This is a genomic window from Pseudomonadota bacterium, from assembly GCA_034189865.1.
Classification (GTDB): Bacteria; Pseudomonadota; Gammaproteobacteria; order UBA5335; family UBA5335; genus JAXHTV01.
Genome location: JAXHTV010000012.1, coordinates 36,287 through 54,884, shown reverse-complemented (window position 1 = coordinate 54,884; position 18,598 = coordinate 36,287). Strand labels below are relative to the sequence as shown.

At 58.3% G+C, this 18,598-nt stretch carries 17 protein-coding genes; 2 read left to right on the top strand and 15 right to left on the bottom strand.

Annotation, left to right across the window (positions count from 1 at the left end; all coding sequences use genetic code 11):
- Positions 1-73: 73 nt before the first annotated feature.
- Positions 74-973, top strand: a complete 900-nt coding sequence (locus SVU69_07805; GenBank protein ID MDY6942904.1) for an MBL fold metallo-hydrolase — start codon at positions 74-76, stop codon at positions 971-973.
- On the opposite strand, the gene SVU69_07800 is transcribed toward SVU69_07805, so the two are convergent.
- The 8 genes from SVU69_07800 to SVU69_07765 all read right to left on the bottom strand — a co-directional run bounded on the left by SVU69_07800 (position 970) and on the right by SVU69_07765 (position 11,371).
- Entirely contained in the window at positions 970-1,968 is a 999-nt protein-coding gene (locus SVU69_07800; protein MDY6942903.1) for a DUF2333 family protein, read from the bottom strand. The two genes, SVU69_07805 and SVU69_07800, sit on opposite strands and share 4 nt — an antisense overlap.
- 84 nt (positions 1,969-2,052) lie before the next feature.
- A complete protein-coding gene (locus SVU69_07795) occupies positions 2,053-2,964 on the bottom strand; it encodes an ROK family protein (protein MDY6942902.1) in 912 nt (303 codons plus the stop codon).
- 9 nt (positions 2,965-2,973) lie between these two features.
- Complete coding sequence (locus SVU69_07790; protein ID MDY6942901.1) at positions 2,974-4,809, bottom strand: long-chain fatty acid--CoA ligase; 1,836 nt, start codon at positions 4,807-4,809, stop codon at positions 2,974-2,976.
- Positions 4,810-4,947: 138 nt separating this feature from the next.
- Positions 4,948-6,435 carry an AAA family ATPase gene (locus tag SVU69_07785; GenBank protein MDY6942900.1) on the bottom strand — a complete coding sequence of 496 codons (1,488 nt, stop codon included), beginning with the start codon at positions 6,433-6,435 and terminating at the stop codon, positions 4,948-4,950.
- 125 nt (positions 6,436-6,560) lie between these two features.
- Positions 6,561-7,577, bottom strand: coding sequence for an alcohol dehydrogenase (locus tag SVU69_07780; GenBank protein ID MDY6942899.1), 1,017 nt, complete (start codon positions 7,575-7,577; stop codon positions 6,561-6,563).
- A 33-nt stretch (positions 7,578-7,610) separates the two neighbouring features.
- Entirely contained in the window at positions 7,611-9,224 is a 1,614-nt protein-coding gene (gene cimA, locus SVU69_07775) for a citramalate synthase (protein ID MDY6942898.1), read from the bottom strand.
- Positions 9,225-9,387: 163 nt separating this feature from the next.
- Positions 9,388-10,125 (bottom strand): phosphoadenylyl-sulfate reductase, encoded by a 738-nt coding sequence (locus tag SVU69_07770; protein MDY6942897.1) that lies wholly within the window; start codon positions 10,123-10,125, stop codon positions 9,388-9,390.
- A 205-nt stretch (positions 10,126-10,330) separates the two neighbouring features.
- Complete coding sequence (locus SVU69_07765) at positions 10,331-11,371, bottom strand: beta-galactosidase (GenBank protein MDY6942896.1); 1,041 nt, start codon at positions 11,369-11,371, stop codon at positions 10,331-10,333.
- A gap of 283 nt (positions 11,372-11,654) precedes the next feature.
- Here SVU69_07765 and SVU69_07760 point away from each other — a divergent pair, with 283 nt between their 5' ends.
- A complete protein-coding gene (locus SVU69_07760; GenBank protein ID MDY6942895.1) occupies positions 11,655-12,056 on the top strand; it encodes a hypothetical protein in 402 nt (133 codons plus the stop codon).
- A gap of 19 nt (positions 12,057-12,075) precedes the next feature.
- On the opposite strand, the gene SVU69_07755 is transcribed toward SVU69_07760, so the two are convergent.
- From SVU69_07755 to SVU69_07725, 7 genes are all read right to left on the bottom strand, one after another.
- Complete coding sequence (locus tag SVU69_07755) at positions 12,076-12,963, bottom strand: S1/P1 nuclease (GenBank protein MDY6942894.1); 888 nt, start codon at positions 12,961-12,963, stop codon at positions 12,076-12,078.
- A 235-nt stretch (positions 12,964-13,198) separates the two neighbouring features.
- Positions 13,199-13,837, bottom strand: coding sequence for a DUF4124 domain-containing protein (locus SVU69_07750; protein ID MDY6942893.1), 639 nt, complete (start codon positions 13,835-13,837; stop codon positions 13,199-13,201).
- A gap of 240 nt (positions 13,838-14,077) precedes the next feature.
- Positions 14,078-14,356 (bottom strand): hypothetical protein, encoded by a 279-nt coding sequence (locus tag SVU69_07745; protein MDY6942892.1) that lies wholly within the window; start codon positions 14,354-14,356, stop codon positions 14,078-14,080.
- Positions 14,357-14,600: 244 nt separating this feature from the next.
- On the bottom strand, positions 14,601-15,032 hold the full coding sequence (locus tag SVU69_07740) for a nitrous oxide reductase accessory protein NosL (protein ID MDY6942891.1): 432 nt from the start codon (positions 15,030-15,032) through the stop codon (positions 14,601-14,603).
- A gap of 205 nt (positions 15,033-15,237) precedes the next feature.
- Complete coding sequence (locus tag SVU69_07735; protein MDY6942890.1) at positions 15,238-16,128, bottom strand: alpha/beta hydrolase; 891 nt, start codon at positions 16,126-16,128, stop codon at positions 15,238-15,240.
- Between the two features lie 148 nt (positions 16,129-16,276).
- A complete protein-coding gene (locus tag SVU69_07730) occupies positions 16,277-16,981 on the bottom strand; it encodes a phosphatase PAP2 family protein (protein ID MDY6942889.1) in 705 nt (234 codons plus the stop codon).
- Positions 16,981-18,516 (bottom strand): glycosyltransferase family 39 protein, encoded by a 1,536-nt coding sequence (locus tag SVU69_07725; GenBank protein ID MDY6942888.1) that lies wholly within the window; start codon positions 18,514-18,516, stop codon positions 16,981-16,983. Before SVU69_07725 ends, SVU69_07730 begins: the two co-directional genes overlap by 1 nt.
- Positions 18,517-18,598: the final 82 nt, after the last annotated feature.

Genomic DNA, 18,598 nt, shown 5'->3' with positions numbered 1-18,598 from the left:
CCGTGGACAGCCTCCGTAGTAAGATGCCGCCTCGACTTCCCGCACTGACAACGCCTTGAAACATGGACCGACGATGAGCATGAGTCCCGCCGAATGGGCAAGCCTGCGTGCAGAATTCAAACCGGGCGAGCCCCGGCAGCTGTTTCCGCTGGTTCGTCGCATCACCGCCGGCAACGCCGGCCCCATGACCGGCCCCGGCACAAATTGCTACCTGATCGGCAAGCGCGAAGTCGCCATCATCGACCCAGGTCCGGATAACGCCCAACATATCCAAAGCATCATCAATGGCTCGCCCGGCCCCATTCGCTGGATTCTTGTGACCCATACGCATCCGGACCATGCCCCGGGCTGCCATCGCCTCAGCGAACTGACCGGCGCGCCCGTTTATGCCCATCCAGCCATACCCAAAGGCCCAGCGCGCGTACCCGGCTTCCGCGCCGATCAGCCTTTGAATGACGGCGACACCATCGAAACGGACGAGTTCACCTTACGGGCGCTACACACCCCAGGCCACGCATCCAACCATCTGTGCTTTCTACTAGATCAGGAAGCACTGCTCATTGCAGGCGATCAGGTGATGGACGGCTCGACGGTGGTGATCGCACCGCCCGACGGCGACATGCGAGCCTATCTGGCGTCACTGGAACGGCTCATGGGGGAGAACATTCAGCACATCGCCCCGGGCCACGGACGGATTCTCGATGACGCCCAATCGGTGTTGCAGCGGATCATTGACCACCGTTTGGTGCGGCAAGACAAGATCCTTATCGCTTTGGCCGAAACCCCGGGCGAGATGACCATCCCGGAAATCGTGACCCGCGCCTATACCGACGTCCCGCGATTTCTTCATCCGGTTGCGGAACTTTCGGTACACGCCCACCTGCTCAAATTGATGGACGAAAAACGCGTGGCGGCGACGTCAAACGCCACCGCCACGCGCGAGTCCCGTTGGCAGCTGATCGCGCCGCGTTAACCCTGCTGTAACAGCTCGCGCAAATCGATGGTCGCGGCGTGTGCCTGCGCAACGTAGGAGGCCATCACCAGCGAGTGATTCGCCAGAATGCCGAAGCCGCTGCCGTTCAGCACCACCGGGCTGCGCAAGGAGCGCTGGCTCTCTTCCAACTCACGGATAATCTGGCGAATACTGACGAGCGCGTTTTTCTTCTCCAGCACTTCTCGAAAATCCACTTCTGCAGCGCGCAGAAATTGCACCAACGCCCAAGTCGTGCCCCGCGCTTCATAAAACACATCGTCAATCTGTAGCCACGGGGTCTTAACTCGAATTTGTTCCGGACGCGTCGTGGACTGACGCGCCGCGGGATCACCGGCCAAGTCGGTGTTCTCACGCACCGTGACAACGCTCGCGCTCAAACGCTGCGAGAGATTGCCGAGCCGCTTTTCGACGATCCCGAGCCACCCGGCCAAGTTATCCGCGCGGGCATAGAATTGGGCGTCGGGTACGGCCGGGTCCATCAAACGATCGCGGTAACGCACCAAGGCACGGAGCCCTTCGCGGTACTCACCTTCCGTGGAGGGGAAAACCCAACTCTCACTGTCGTAATTGAACTGCGGTTCAGCAATCGCCAAATCAGGATCTTCCACCGAGGTCGATTGCGACCGACTCAGATCGTTGCGCATCACGCGCGCCAGATCCCGTATCTGCACCAACACCCCGAATTCCCAGTTGGGCATGTTGTCGAGAAACAGCCCCGGTGGCGCAATATCGTTGCTGAGATAGCCACCGGGCTTTTCCAGCAACACCGAAGCCACATCGATCAAAGTTTCGGTGGTGGCATATCCCACCACTTTGCGCTCGCTCACCGGAACGGTGCCAGGTAAGGCCGGGGTATTGGACCAGTAGACTCCCAGTGCGACGCACACCAGCACCAACAGGACAAAAACCCCCGCCACGATTTTGGGGATGGGAGATCGGCCATTCTGGCCCGTGACGGACTTCGTTTTCGACATCAAACCTTCTCCATGGTTGAGAAATCGTTATCTTCAATGATGGCTGGCGGAGCAGTTTGGCACGCCTGTTCCTATCAAACCAAATCAGGCTGATCGCTCGGGCCATAACCAAGCGGCGCCCCGAACACCACTGGCGTCGCCGTGCCGCGCCGGAACCAGCCGGGTGTTGATCGTGCTCGAGAACACATAGGCATCCCATAATCTTGGCACAGTGGAGTATAAACGCTCGATCGCGGAGATCCCCCCCGCCAACACGATCACCTCCGGGTCAATGAGATTGATGACCGCGGCCAGCGCCCGCGCCAAACGATTTTCGTAGCGAGACAACGCCGCCTCGGCCAGCGCATCGCCCCGGCGGGCAAGACGCGCGACCTCCACGGCGGAAAAATGCCCTCCGCCGCTTCGCGCAAAGTCTGCCGCCAGGCCCGGACCGGACAGCCAGCTTTCGATACAGCCCTGCAGACCGCACCAACAGTCCGGGCCGTTAGCCATTTCAGCCGATGACGGCCATGGCAGGGGATTATGGCCCCACTCGCCCGTGATGCCATTGGGGCCCGAAAGCAATGCCCGGTTGGCCACAATGCCACCCCCGACACCGGTTCCCAGTATCACGCCGAACACCAGCCGAGCATCCGCAGCGACACCATCCAGGGCCTCGGAAAGGACCAGGCAATCGGCATCATTGGCCAAGCGGACGGGGCGCCCCAACGCGCGCTCAACGTCCTGCCCCAAAGTTCGCCCGTTCAGCCAGGTGGAGTTGGCGTTTTTTATGGCCCCCGATGGCGGCACTTGCGTTCCCGGTGTGCCGATCCCCACCGGCAGCGCCGAGTGCCCGACACGGTGTTCCAACGCGCAAACCAGGTCCACGATGGCGGCCACGGTCGCCGTGTAGTCCTCACGCGGCGTGGGAATCCGTTTGCGAGCCGACACCACCGAACCCGGACCCAACACAATGCCCTCGATCTTCGTTCCACCCAGATCGATTCCGATGCGCATAAGCAGCCCCTACCTCGACGACGACACGCCCCCCTTGGCGCTGGGATACAAGCTGGCCACCACGGCGGAGAAACGCTCCATCAGGCGCTTGCGTTTGCATTTCATCGTGGGAGTGAGCAAGCCATTCTCGACAGTCCAAGGATCCAGGCTGAAATGAGCCCGCTGAACACGGGCGTAAGCGGGAAAATCGCCCAAGGCTGCGTTGATGCGCGCCAGAAAATCGCGACGGACCTGCGCCTGTTCCAAGCTGGCCGGGTCATTCGGGTCCAGCTTCCGATTCGCGGCTTCTTCTTTCCACACTTCCTCGTTCAAAACCACCAGCGCCGCCAGGTAGGGACGGCCGGCGCCGAAGACCATCACTTGCTGAAACAGCGGATCGAGGCGAATCGCCGTTTCGATATCTTCCGGCGAGACGTTTTCGCCATTCGACAATACGATGATGTCGTCAAGACGGGCACCGACGAACAAGCGGTCCCCTTCCAGCCGCCCCTGATCCCCGGTATGCAACCACTCGTCCTCGTCGATGGCCTTGCGGGTCGCCGCCGAATTGTTCCAGTACCCCATCATCACGCTGGGACCCCGCACCAGCACTTCACCGTTCTCGGCAATCCGCACCGAGACCTCCGGTAGAACTTGCCCTACGCTGGCGGGCAAATTGGTTTCCAGCGCGTTGCAACTGACCACCGGACTCGCTTCGGTCAAACCGTAACCTTGCACGATCGGCAGTCCCAAGCCGATGAACAGGCGCGCCACTTCCGGCGGCAAGGGCGCGCCACCACTCACAGCCAAGCGCAACCGCCCACCCAAACGCTCCATGACCCGTGCCGCCACCAAGCGTTTGAGCAGCGGCCAAAGAAGAAAAGTCGGATTCCAAAACGCACGCCCATGGTGAAATTCAAAGCGTTTCCAACCCACCCGCACGGCGAAGCGGAACAGTTTCCGACGCATGGCCCCGCTCTCAGCCACTTGCCGCCGGATGCGCCCGAACACCGTTTCATAGACGCGAGGTACCGAGATGATTGCGGTGGGACGAACCGCCGCGAAGTCTTTAGCCAACTGCTGCAAGCTTCGCGCATAGGCCACAGTGCAACCGGCCACCATGGGCAGGTAATACCCACCGGTACGCTCCAGCGCGTGAGCCATGGGCAAAAACGAAAGCAGGACATCCTCACGATAGGCTTTGATCACGCTCAGCACGTCATAGACATTGCTCAACAGATTGGCGTGGCTAAGCATCACCCCCTTGGGACGTCCGGTCGTGCCCGAGGTGTAAATAATGGTCGCGAGTGTACCGGGTTCATTGGCGTGGGCCACGGGCAGAGCCATAGGCGGCATGGGCAGCCAATCCTCGGCCAGACGAAGCCGGGGATCCGCTCCCAACTCATCCGCTTGCCCTTGCAACAAAATAACACGGCGTAAATCGTCGAAATCCGATAGGGCATTGGCTACCCGATGCCAGTGCTCGACATCTACCGTGAGGAGCAGCAGCGAACCGGAGTCCGCCAGAATATAGGCCGTGTTATTGGGCCGATCATCCACATACAGGGGCACCACAACCAAGCCCATCGCCAAGGCCGCCTGGTCGAAGATCACCCACTCGGGTCCATTGGGAATCGCGACGGCCACACGATCGCCGGATTTTAGCCCCTCCCGCAGAAACGCAGCCTGCCACCGATGTACCGCCGCTTGCATTTCCGACCAGCGGTAATCCCGCCATTGGCGGGTATCACGGTCGAATGCGCGATAGGCGATGGCGTTGGGCGTTCGCTCGACCCGCGCCTGAAAAAGCCCGTCCAGCGTCGTCGCCTCATCGCTGGGTATGGGGTCCCATGTTCCTGGCTTCATGGCTCACCTGCCTCCTTGCGGATTATTTCATCGTGACACACGGAAACACGACACACCCCCAAACCATAATGGCCGAGTGTTTCACCATTGAACAGACCGCCCGGCGGAAGGTTGGCCGTCGGCTGCGCAAATGTCGCCCTAACCGACCGGGACGGTACGCCCTTGGGCCCAAGCCCTCAATTGCCGAATCGGTTCCGCCATCACCACCGACAGTGGGCGGGTATTTCGAATTTCGCTTTCCAGGCGGCCCTGATTTAACGGCGAATCCTCCGCCGTGGCTTGATAGAGCGCGGAAACCACAGCCTGCTCAATTTCCGCACCGGAGAAACCGTCCGTTTCGCCGGCCAGGCCGGAAAGATCAAGCTCGGAATAATCGATGCCCCGCTGTTCCAGATGAATTCGAAAAATTTCTGCCCGCACCGCTTCGTCGGGCAGATCAACGAAAAAAATCTCATCCAATCGGCCCTTACGAATCAATTCGGGCGGCAAGCGGGAAATATCATTCGACGTAGCGACGATAAAAACGGGGGCAGTCCGCTCCGCCATCCAGGTCAACAGCGTACCGAGCACCCGCCGCGAGGTACCCCCATCGTTTCCGTCGGTGGCGATGCCTTTTTCCAGTTCGTCCATCCACAGCACGCACGGCGCCATCCGCTCGGCCAGCGCCAAGGCTTCACGCAGATTGCGTTCCGTCTCACCGTAGAACTTGTTGTAGAGACTGGCGAAGTCCAATCGCAACAGCGGCAAGCCCCAGATGCCGGCCACCGCTTTGGCCGCCAGGCTCTTACCCCCGCCTTGCACGCCAATCAGCATGACACCTTTGGGTGCGTCCAAATCGGATCGGCGATCCGCAGTCCGAAACGCCAGGGCCCGCGCCTCGACCCAACGCTTTAGATTGAAAAACCCACCCACCTCGGAAAACTTCGCCGTATCCAGCTCGTAGTGCAGCACACCGTCGAGATTCATCAACTCGAACTTGGCCTGATTGACCGTCGGAAGGTCAGCCTCGGTGATCGCGCCATCGTCATAGATGGCCTTGCGCACCACGCGTCGGGCGTCTGCGAGCGTCAAACCACGCAGATTGAACACCAAACGCTCCAAGGTCGCGCGGTCCGTTCGTACTCGTGCGCCGCGATGCATCTCGCTCCAATGTTGAGCCTCGGCTTTGACGATGGCTTCCAGCTGTTTCTCATTCGGCATACGCAACTGAAAACGAGCCGCCAAGCGGTGCAGCTCCGCCGGCAAGTCGAAACGATGGCTGATGAAAACCAAATGGCGTTTGGGCCGACCTTCCGCCAAGGCGAGATCCTTGATCAGGCGGACAATAGTCGGGTCGTCTTCCAGATAGGGGTGGAAATCCAATAGGACGAACAGCCCGTCCCGATCCATGTTTTTGATGCGGGACAGGGCCCGGTCGGGCTGCGAGGTTTTAACGCCCGCACCGGTTTCAACGTCCCCCGGTTGGCGGCACAGACCCGCCGTCACGCTCCAGGTGTACAGATCCAACCCTTGAGAAATCGATAGCCGGGTAAGCGTCTGCAGCGCCCGTTGCTCTTCATGGGTTTCGATCACGATGATCGGAACCCTCGACTTGAGGATCAGTCCCAGGTCATGAATATCCGGCATGGTTACTCCGTCGACAAGCTGGCGATAACGCCTAACCCTTATCGACAAACCCACAGTGATCTTTGGGACACGAACCGTGTTAGTTTCCAACGGCGAGATCGCTGCCCCCGCCGGATCTGATGACATCAACCCATCGTCAAGACGACGCGAAATCGGGCTCGATTCTCGATCATGCGGGCATAGGCCTCGGCAACATCTCGCAACGGGAAACATTCGATACGCGGACGTATCCCCGCCAACGCGCTGAATTGCACCGTCTCCTCCGAATCGCAAGGTGCCCCGCTCGGCCAACCCATGATGGAGCGCCTTTGCATAATCAGCTGAAACGGACTCACCGAAATCGGCTCGGCGCTGGCCGCCACCACCAGCAAACGTCCATCGACCGCCAAACCATCCACGACGGAGGAAATGGCAGCGCTGTTCGGCGCCGTGGCAATAATCGCGCGCGCGCCGCCCAACCTGCGCAAAGACTGGGCGGGATTTTCGCGCGTCACGTCGATGTAATGGTGAGCGCCCAATTCTTGCGCCAACACGGCCTTGTTTTGACCTTGCGACAAGGCCGCAGTTCGAAAACCCATTCGTGCTGCAAACTGGATCGCCAAGTGACCCAGTCCGCCGATGCCTTGGACAGCCACCAAGTCGCCCGGACGAGCCCCGGAATGACGCAACGCATTGTAGGTGGTGATTCCGGCACACAGCAGCGGTGCCGCTTCCCTGGCAGCTAGGGCATCCGGGATGGCCACCAACGCTTCGGGGGGAGCGATCATGTATTCCGCGTAGCCCCCATCGTAACTGATGCCGCAGACCTGCTGATTTTCGCAAGTCACGAAATCGCCGCGCCGGCAGGAATCGCAATGAAAGCAATGCCCACCATGCCAGCCCACGCCCACTCGCTGTCCCACTTTCCAGGCGGCGATATCGGAGCCTACCGAATCGACGACCCCCGCCACTTCGTGTCCAGGTACGCGCGGATAGGTCAGTCCCGGAAACGCACCATCCTTGACAAAAGCGTCGCTGTGGCAGATTCCACAGGCTTCCACCCGCACCCGCACCTGCCCAGGACCAGGCTCGGGAATTGGCCGCTCAACCAGTTCGAACTCGCCACCGGGAGCAGAAATCTGTGCCGCCATCATGCTCGCCATAGTCGGTATCCTCCAGGTTGGTATATCTCGCCGCTAACCGGCTTGCGGACTCGCTGTGTCGTGATAAAGCTTATAGGTGATGGCATCGGACAGCGCTTCCCATGACGCCTCAATCACGTTACTGGAAGCACCCACCGTGGTCCAACGCTTGCCGGAGTTATCCGCGCTTTCAATCATCACCCGCGTGACCGCCTCGGTCCCGGCGTTAGAGGTGAGAATACGGACTTTGTAGTCCACCAGCCGCAAATCCGCCAAGCTCGGATAAGCCGGCAGCAAGGCTTTGCGCAAGGCACGGTCCAAAGCGTTGACCGGCCCGATGCCTTCTGCCACGGTCATATGTAACTCACCGTCCACCGACAGCTTCATGGTGGCCTCGGACACATTAAAACGACCACCATCGGGGGTTTGGCGATGCTCGTCCATGACGCGGAAAGTCACCAGCTCGAAATGCATCGGCATGTCTTCGAGCAAAGCCCGAGCCAGCAGTTCGAAACTGGCCTCTGCACCATCATAGGCGTAGCCGGCGAACTCCCGCTCTTTCACCATCCGGACCAATTGATCGATTCGGGGGTCGTTGGGTGGATAAACCACCCCAACTTCGTTCAGCAATGACAGCACGTTTGACCGTCCTGCCTGATCCGAAACCAGAATTTTCCGGCTGTTTCCGACCTGCTCGGGGGTGATGTGTTCGTAGCTTCGCGGATCTTTGCCTACCGCTGAGACATGCAAACCGCCTTTGTGGGCAAAAGCATTCTCGCCGACATACGGTGCATGGCGATTGTGTGCCCGGTTCAAGCGTTCATCCACCACCCGGGAGACGTGTGTGAGCTGCCGAAGTTTGTCAGTATCCACCCCTGTTTCAAAACCCAGTTTCAGCATCAGCGTCGGCAACAAGGTGATCAGATTGGCGTTGCCACAGCGCTCGCCCAGACCGTTGAGGGTGCCTTGAATCTGGCAAACGCCAGCCATGACCGCCGCCAGACTGTTGGCTACTGCGTTACCGGTGTCGTCGTGACAATGAATACCGAGCCGGTCACCCGGAATATGTCGAATCACATCCGCGGCGATGCGGGAGACCTCATGGGGCAAGGTGCCGCCATTGGTGTCGCACAGCACGATCCAACGCGCACCGGCGTCCAGGGCTGATTGCAAACAACGGATGGCGTAATCGGGGTTGGCTTTGTAGCCGTCGAAGAAATGCTCCGCATCAAACATCACTTCGTCTTTATGTTCCCGGGCATAGGCGATGCTGTCGGCGATCATCACCAGATTTTCGTCGAGCGCGCTCCGCAAGGCGACCTCGACATGAAAATCCCAGGTTTTTCCAACAAGGCAGACCACCGGCGCCGGACTGTGGACAATGGCGGCCAAGGCGGGATCGTCGCTAGGCGCCCGACCGGGACGACGCGTCATCCCAAACGCGCTCAGCCGAGCATGATGAAAAGCGGGCGCTTCGGCGAAAAACGCATCGTCGGTGGGATTGGCCCCGGGCCAACCGCCTTCGACATAGTCGATCCCCAACAGGTCGAGCTCATGGGCGATAGCGATTTTGTCGCCCACCGTAAAATCGATCCCCTGGGTCTGCTGGCCATCCCGAAGGGTGCTGTCGTACAGATAAACACGCCGTGTGGTGCCGATATCGCTCACCTGATGCGCCCCCATATCATGATCATCGCCGCTGAATTTCAGAGAAGGATTATAGCGGGATGTGACAGCGGGCGAACGCCCCGGCTCGGTGGATGGTTTACAGCCCGGTTGGACGCGCGAATCAGAAACGGGGGGGATCAACCGGACGGCGTGGGCGGACAGCTCACACTTTGTCGTGTAAACCACATTCGCGTTTGAGGCCGAAAAAACGCGTTTCTTCTTCTGTCATGCCATCGGCCAATCGTCGCGTCGTATGGACATCGCCAATGGACACATAGCCCTGGTGCCACAACGGGTGATACGGCAAGTCGTATTGGGTCATATAGCGAAAGATATCCCGATCCGTCCAATCGACGATGGGATGAATCTTCAAGCGGCCGTTTTGTTCGCCGAGTACGTTCAGGTTGGCCCGTGTAGACGCTTGCTGCCGCCGCAACCCGGTGATCCACGCGCCCGCACCTAAGGTTTCCAAGGCGCGGCGCATCGGCTCTACTTTGTTTATTTCGTGGTACTGATCAAGCCCCTCGACACCTTGCTCCCAAAGTTTGCCGTAGCGCGCTTCCTGCCAGGCCGAGGTCATGCGCGGTTGGTAAACGTGCAGGTTTAACTGCAGTCGATCGGCGAGTTCGTCAATGAACCGATAGGTTTCGGGAAACAAATATCCGGTATCGATCAGGATGACGGGAATATCGGGGCGCTGACGGGTGACCAGATGCAAAGAGACCGCGGACTGAGCACCGAAACTGGACGACAGAACCAACCGCTCGGGGAACTGCTCGAGCGCCCAAGCCACCCGCGCTTGGGCGGACTCGGATTCCAACTCGTGGTTGAGTGAATCCAAACTGCCTAAAATGGCGGCCAGCTTGTCTTCTCTCGAATTGACAGCCCTCAGTACGGACATGGCGAACGACAGACTCCGGACTCATGATCGACAAGGGGCAAAACCCCGTGATAGACGACACCATATCAGCCGCTCGCATAGTCAATAAAGGAATTAATAACTCTAAATTAATACCGTTTTTGTCATAGAAAAAATGAACCCGCGGCCGTCAACGCGCGCGCCCTCGCCGGTGGCCACGCTCTCCCGACCGGCAAGCTACGCCCCCCTAAGGCGTATAGGCCTGGATGACCTCACCGTAGCGGATCCAAGCCGGCTTGGGGGTACGCTCGCCATCGGCTCGAACCAAACCGAAGGCTTCCTCCCGAGGGAGCCATTCGTCCGGGTTATCCAGATATTGATAGATAAACAAGCCCTGGGCACCGCCGTCTACGGCCGATCGGGCAATGGACTCGATATACCGCGCCTGCAACGACTCGGTGCGTCCAAGGCCTGGAGTGGGGGTTTGGTAGCCGGTCTCCAACAAGATGACATCGCGCCCATCTGCCACCGATTTGACGAGAGCAATCTCGTTGGCGATTTGTTCGTCAAAGCCATCCGGTTCAACCACAAAGGGCACAAAGGACACAGGATAGGTATACAAGCCGATGGAATCGAACTGAATCAGCCCTTCCATCCGCCGAACAAACGGCTCAAATCCCGCCGCCGATACCGTGAGAATGGCCTCCGCCGTGGGATCGTACTCTTGCACCGCGTCCGACAAAGCCAGCATGATCCGGTCGTTAATCTCGGGGCGAAACAATCGAAACCGCCATCGCGTCAAGACATGTATGAGCGCCAAATGCTGCTCGTTTTCCAGTGCCCATGCGTCGACATCAGCAGCGTAGCGTTCAACCACCGCATCGGCATATTGTGCGATCTTCCGCGCGTAATCCCCACCGCTCAAAGCCTGAGTCCATAACGGGGCAACCGGTCGCTGCAGCGTATTGTATCCAGTACCCAGGGTTCCGACGATTCGCAGTCCGTTCTTTCTCGCCTCCTGCACCACCATGTCGAAGTAGGTGAAATCGAACGGCGCATCCCGAGTCGGTTCCAAACGCCCCCAAGCGAAATCGATACGGATCCATTGAATACCGTTACCGGCGATGCGCAGAAAATCATCGGGATAAAGTTCGTAACCGGGGAAGTTGACATGATAGGCAACCAGGCCCCATTTAAAATCGGTATCGGAACTGGCGGCGGCCGAACTTGGCAACATGCACAAAAGGGAGATAACAACAAACCCGACCCCCAAGACCTCTTTGATCATAAAACGCTCCCTCACAATCTCGTATGTCACGCAACGCGCCCGCCACGAAGATCCCGGCACTCCGAACTGAAAGTAGCACAGCGACACCACAACACCCCATCGCCAGCAGCGCGACTCGCCAGCTCCGCGAACGCCAGCTAAAGTTGAAACGTACTGAACATCCCAGCTCACAACCGAAGCTGCGGAAACATCGGCGTCGGCCGTTAAATGGTTCGATACGCTTCCCTCACCAAAAATTTTGGTCAGGCAACGAATCTGATTCAACACAAAGGAGACCGGGGTTATGAGAAGTGCTTTCACGGCAATTTTAGCGATTGCGTTTCTAATTCCGTGGGTGGCGCATGCGGAACTTGAATCCCTAACGGACCGTGAACTGAGAGCGGTGCATGGCCAGGCAATTTCGATCTCACTGGCCGATCAATTTGCCATTGAAGTCAACGACTTAACAGAAGCAAACCTCATGCTTGGCCCGATCCCGATCAGCGGAGCCGCACGCATCGTGGAGCAGCGGCTACCGCGCCTGACTCGGTTCTCTCGCCGCGTTGCCATCACCAGCGCCAATATCATCTCGCCCCCGGCCACGCTGATACTTGGTGTCGGGCTGAGCTTCACCGAATACGGACCGATTTTTGGGCCGCTACTACAGGGTTTCACCCCCATCAGTATCAGCCATAGCAATCTATAGAGCCCAAACCTACCCCCGGTTAGTGCCAGCATGTCGCTGCCGGGGGTTGAGTCGGACACTGCCTAACCGGATCGAGGCGCTCGATCAGTTGCTGCGCCAGCCGCACGCCGGCTTTTCGCAGTTGCGCCTTGACCACTCGCGAGTTGCGCTCCAGGTATTGGCGATCAATCCGCTGATCCGGCCCTAATGCATAAACCACCGTCCGCGTCAGCTCGTAGGATTCTTGCGCCCAGGCTTCCGGCTCGAACGATGCCCACTGTCGGCGCTCCGCCGGTGAGACGTCTTTCTGCAGCGCTTGCGCGTAGCTGCGCCAATCCGAACTGAGATAGTCCACGAGCAAAGAATCCCAGAGTCGGTGAAGATTGGTCGGTTGATCGGACCACCTCGCAGGAAGCGCTTGAGCGTCCGAAAAGCGCACCCAGACGTCGTTGCCGCCCCGGTCGTCGGCGTACGCCACGTGCAGCGGCTGATGGACGTCGGCGACGAAATGGGCAAACAGTTTGAGTGCCTTCGCGCGCGCTTCCGGGTTCGATACGCCAGCATCGAGTTGATCAGCATACGTCCGAACCGCATCAACGACACAGCCTTGTGTCATGCAGCTACTGCGAGCGATGTCGAACCGTCGACTGCTGCGGGGCACGTTCACATAGTGTTGCGGCTTAAGGTGATCGTATCGTTCATCGCCGCGTACCTGATCCGCCCAGACGCATGCGTCTGTAAAACGAGTCCGCGGGGATTCCGTTGCCAGTATTCGGCGTATCTCCCGGCGGACCGGCGAACTCATCTCAAGCCAGGCAATCTCGCAGATGATGCGATGTCCCGCATGCCCCCACGCGTCAGCGGCTGACGGCAACAGCAGACATCCGAAGGCCGTCACCCAGACAATGCACGTAAATACGTGCGCCAATAAGACCTCTCTACCCGAGATTGATGAACGCACTAAACAAGCCAACGCCAAAAAATCACCACTCCTGCGATCCGGGGCTTCGCAAAGTCATCAGTTCAGGTTGTCGATTTTCTCAAAGACTGGCCGGTGAGGGCGAATCGATTGGTGATCGGGTATAAAAATGCCGCGGGATAAGATGATATCCCGCGGCAATATCCGGTTTGGGGGAACCGGCAAAAGGCCTTTAGACACTCCGTTAGTGATCGCTTGCAACAACCGGCGTGACCGACCCAAGGGCACTGAACCGATCCAGATCCTGTTGATAATTAACCCAGGTCTGCGCCATTTCCTCTTGACGCGCCTCGATGTAGCGCTGGTGCGCGTCGCGCTCAGCCGAAAGCTTGTGCAGCTCCGACTGCAAGTATTCGGGAACCGGAGCATTGTTGCCGAGGAAGCGATCGGCATGTATACGTCGCTTCTCGAGCAGTTCGTTAACCCGGTCGACCTGTTGTTTGGCGATGTGGATTAAATGATGCAGTTCGTCGAGACGCTCGTCACGAGCCTGAGTAATCTCCGCCGCGCTCGCATAGTTGGTGAGCAATATCTCATCTTGGCGAGCTTGCTCCCGCTCGATGGCTTGTTGCCGCTCTTCAGCGGCCAATTCTTCGGGTGATTTCGGTTCGGGAATGTTGACCTGATCGACAACCCGCCCTTGGCGGTTGAGGATCTCACGATCTTCCTCAGCCTGGCCGGGTGGCAACTGATCGGAAATGTGCACCCGACCGGTCGCGTCCACCCATCTATAGAGTTTACCGCTTGACGCAGCAACACCTGCGGCGGGCAGCAATAATCCTACGCCGACCAGGGCGCATAGAGCTGACTTGGTAAAGTTCATAACGAGTCACCGTGGCTTACGCTCAAAACAAGCGTTGAGTAAAAAGAGAAAAGAGAGTCGCACGCTTTCAATAACGGCTATCGACCCAGAACCTTTAGCAGTGCTCGATGACCGGTGGAGAACCCCGAAATCGGGCGAGAAATTCTGCTCGGCGAGACCGCCGACCAGAAAGACGACCAAGAGATTTGAACGCGGTATCGGGGTAGAAGGGACGAGGGGAGAACGCGGGTATAAGCGTGGCTAGTCTTTCCGATTGCGATAGCGTTCAGGGAAATAGTCACGATCAAATTTCATCTTGAAACCCATGCCGCCAAGCAGGAAAAAGAACAAACCTGAAAATCGCAGCAATACCACGCCGGCAGTGGCATTCCGATCCAACACCCGAAGAAACTCTTGACCGACTTCGGGTGGCATGAGGGAGAAATAGAATCCCAGCAACAGCAAACCCACACCCAACACGAAGAATTTCCAGCGGTGACGCATCACCCCTTGGGATGCCGACGCGCGCAAACGGCTCAACCGCTTCCGGACTTTGTTCTTGCCAAACATATCAGTTGATAGACGTTGATCTAATGCCCCGGATCTGAGGATAGAACACATCGGTGTGTACTGCCGAATCTGATGTATCTTCTATGAAGCGAGCGGCGGCGGCGCGACAGACCTCAGGTGAGCGTCCGTTCCACCTCTCCAAGCGATCAAAAACCGCGGCCGAAGATTAGTTTCGACCGCGGTTAGCCTTTGCGCTAATCAATGACTTCGCGAACTATTTCGCCAGCCACGCCATGGCACCATCGAAATCAAGAACCTCGCCGCCGAAGCCCTTGGCGAATTTCTCCGCTTCTTTCTGGCTGGAGAAAGACAACCACGATGGCGCACAGCAAGCACCGAAGTCGGAACCGACGACATAGAACGCCACCTTGGCATCGAGCATTTCACCCCGCAGGAAGTCCATGGTTTGCCCGCCCTCGACTTTCTGCACGCTCATGACACTCAAACCGCAACCCGCACACCCTAACGTTTCCTGCTTTCCACCGGGATAGGTCACGACGAACTTCACATGGGCGTTGGCAACTTCCTTGCCACACAAACCACAGTAATCCACCTCGTGCTTATGAACCTCGGCCATGCCAACGATCGGCAAAACCAGACCGAGCAGCGATAACATCAACAGAACCCTGAGCTTGATGCGCCCCATTTGATCTCCTCCTTATCTTCATCCCGTCCAGCTCGACCAACAACTTAATGGTAAGGGCCGGCCGGACTCCCTATCCCCACGCGCCATGCGACGGGGCGAATTCACTTTCGCCGTTCAGAGCCGCAAGGACTTTGATCTGCGTCAAAGGGGTAAGACCGGGAGGCGTTGGACCGAAATCATAATCAGCTCGCCCCTGGCTTGTTCGTTACGAGGACGCACCGAGCACGTCCAGGGCTTGACGGGCGATAATTTCCGGTCGTTCTTGCATGAAGTTGTGACCGCCGGCGACCCGGATCAGACCGACGTGGGGATTGATTCGCGCCGCCAGATCGTGACCCTCTCGGAAAAACGGCACTGTACGATCCCCGGAGAGTATCACTGTCGGCGTTTGGAGAACGTCTACACTGGGCCAAAGCGCATCGACGACATCGTCGTATACCCCGGCCTCAATGACGGGTGGGCACTTGAGTTGCAGTTGCCCGCTGTCCGTGGGCGACATGTTGTACCGAATGAACGCGTCGACCGCTTCTTCGTGCCAATCTTGAAACATGAGCCGCGCTTTAAGATAACTTCTTACAGCGGCTTCGTCGGACCAGACCGGATTGCGCTGGCGGGTACGCTGCACCAGGGTCGGCATCATGCTGCGGTAGGTTACTTCGCGCGATTCCGGAACCATAAAAGGATCGGTCAACAATAATTGTCCGAAAAGCTCGGGCCGCTCTGCCGCCATAATCAAGGTCATACAGCCACCGTAACTGTGGCCCATGCCCACGATACGGCGTTCGCCATGGCGCAAACCGAAACGATCCATCATGGCGGTGGCGGCATCGACCGTAAAGCGCCAACCCCGGAATTCCAGCCCACCGTCATCCGATTCGCCGTGACCGTGGAGATCGTGCCAGAAAAGATCGTAGTGTTCGGCCAGGCGAGAAAGAAATGGCCAATACAATCGGCAGGCAAAAGCCGTTCCCGGCAAAAAATGAATCAGCGTGGAGCGACCACGATCGATGATTCCGCCCCTGAGCGTTAACCCAGGTTCTACGCCATATTCCCAGGTTTCGGCCATCTCGGCCGTCGGCCGCTCCAAACCCTCCATATCTCTCCCCCATCGTGCGTTCTCTCGACGCGTTAGGGAAATACAAATATCACATCCTGGTGGACGAATGTAGGCAGACCCAAGCCTCACGGGATGGAATGGCGCAAGCGGAGAGAATGATCAGCAAGCGTTTGTCGCGATTAAAAAATCAGGTGGATGATGCAGGCCGACCACGAACTGATGGCCACCATGCGACACGGTCTTCCGGCAGGAAAACCTGGGCAAGCAGCCATGCCACCGCGAAGGTCACGACCCCGGAGAAAAGGACGTCACTCAAAAAGTGCGCACCTTGCAGCATTCGCTCGAATCCCAAAAACAGGCCGGCCGCGCCGCCAAATAACATCAAGCGCAACCACTTGCGACGAAATACGAATGCCAAAGCCACAAAGTAGAACCCAACAGAGGCGTCGCCCGAGACAAAGGAGCAATTGCGTTCACATTGCTCGGCAACCAGGACGGGAGGCGTAAACTGCGCATCTCCCCCAAACTCCGAAACGTGCAATGGTCTGGCACGTCCCCAGTTGTCCTTAAATACGGTATTGACCATCAAACCGGGGCCGAGCAGCATCACCAGCAGTAAGTATAAGATCCGGCGGCGATTCATCCCAAAGGATTGATGACCGCTCCGCCAGCAACGGGTCAAGCCGAACAGCAAACCGAGCAATACTGCCAAGACGATGAAATCCACCGCTTCGCCCAACCACCAGGCCGTTGTCGTGTCGGTCAAAACGAAGCGCCCCGGCTCCAGGAAAAACCAGCCAGCCACCCACAGATCGATCTCGGGAAACAACAAAAACACCAGCGCCATCAAACCCGTCAGCCCGGCCACCCAGAATATGACATGCTGCGGCATCAGTGGGACCTCCCTGTGGGTTGCTCGTCCGTAGCGGTTCCGTAACCCCTAAATGCACTGAGCAAAAACGCGTGGTAGGTCATCGAATCTCCGCAACAGCGCGGCGCAGATAACGTACCCAGCGAAATTATACGCTCAAACCTGGCCAGGATATCGGTAGGCTGTGACTTGTCGGTGACAAGCAAATAGCGCCCGGTATCCTCATCGCGCAAGCCTCTGACCAGGTCGAAGTGGTCATCGATATCGCCGTCCGCGTTCCACTTCACGACCGGCGCGGGGCGAGCATAGTACAAAAACTCGGCCGCGGAGGGACGATCGGTCACCAGCACCTTCGCCTCGGGATAAAGCTTCCAAAGCGCGACGACTTGTGCGCCCATCTCATCCCAGCCGCGGATCCGGCGAAGCGGGTCGCTGCGGGCGGAGAGCTCGAACCCAAACGGCTGGGGACTCTTGGGAATTTCATGCAGTGCGACAGCCAGCGCCGCATGCAACACCAACGCGCCATAGAGCCACCATTTTCGGTGCCGATACAAGGTCGCAGTCACGAGCGGAACAGCACTGACATAGGCCGTCACTGCCCAATTGGCATTCGCACCTGAGACCAGACTCAACACGCTGTAAAAGATCAGAGGGGGCAGGGAGAAACTCAGCAAAAAACCCGTACGCTCGGAAACCGATCGGCTGCGAAATAATCGCAGCAAAATGGCCACCAATGCGCCGAAGAACACGGGTCCGAAGACCAGCGCCTGACTGGCAACAAAGGCCAGAAATTCACCCGGCCGGAGGCCAGCCCGATCCAATCGGGCGTTGTCACCCGTATGAACATAACTGACCAGCCCATGATCCAGGTTCCACAGCACATTCGGAAGGTAAATCAAACCCGCGATGAGCACGGACAGCGCGAATCGCCGATGCAACAGCTTGGTCAGCGAACCGCTCCACAACCCGTGTACCACCAAGCCCATCAGGAAAAACAGCATGGCGTATTTGCTCAGCATGCCCAACCCGATCGCCACACCAAGGCCGACCCACCAGATCCACTGCCCTCCCGTGAGCGCCCGGTGCAAACACACTAAGCTGGCCGCCCAAAACAACAGTAAGGGTGGGTCGGTGGAAACAATGGCGCTGGAAAAAGCCACCGCCGGCAAACTGAGATACCCCAGGCCGGCCCAGAAGGCCTCCTTTGGGCCATACAAATCGCGGGTCAAGGCAAAGATCAACCACGACGTGGCGCAGTGAACCAACGGTGAACCGACCTTGATGGCAAATTCGCTGTCGCCCAGCAAACTGGTCGTGAGATAGATGATCCAAGCCACCATGGGCGGCTTGGAAAAATATCCGAACGCCGGCTCGGTCGACCAAAACCAGTATTGGGCTTCGTCGAAAAACAGATTCAACCAGCCCTGATACAAGAAGGCGACGTGCCAAACCGTCACCGCCGCGCTGACGAAAAGAAAAGCCACCGCCGGCCACCGGTTGATGGGTTGGCGGGGAGCGGTGTGGTCACTTCCAAGGCTCGCTACTGAACTCAACATCACAGCCCTCAAAGTAAGACTGATCATCATGACAAGCGGTTGACAGTCCGAATCACCACGGGGTGCAGATCCGTCATTGGGA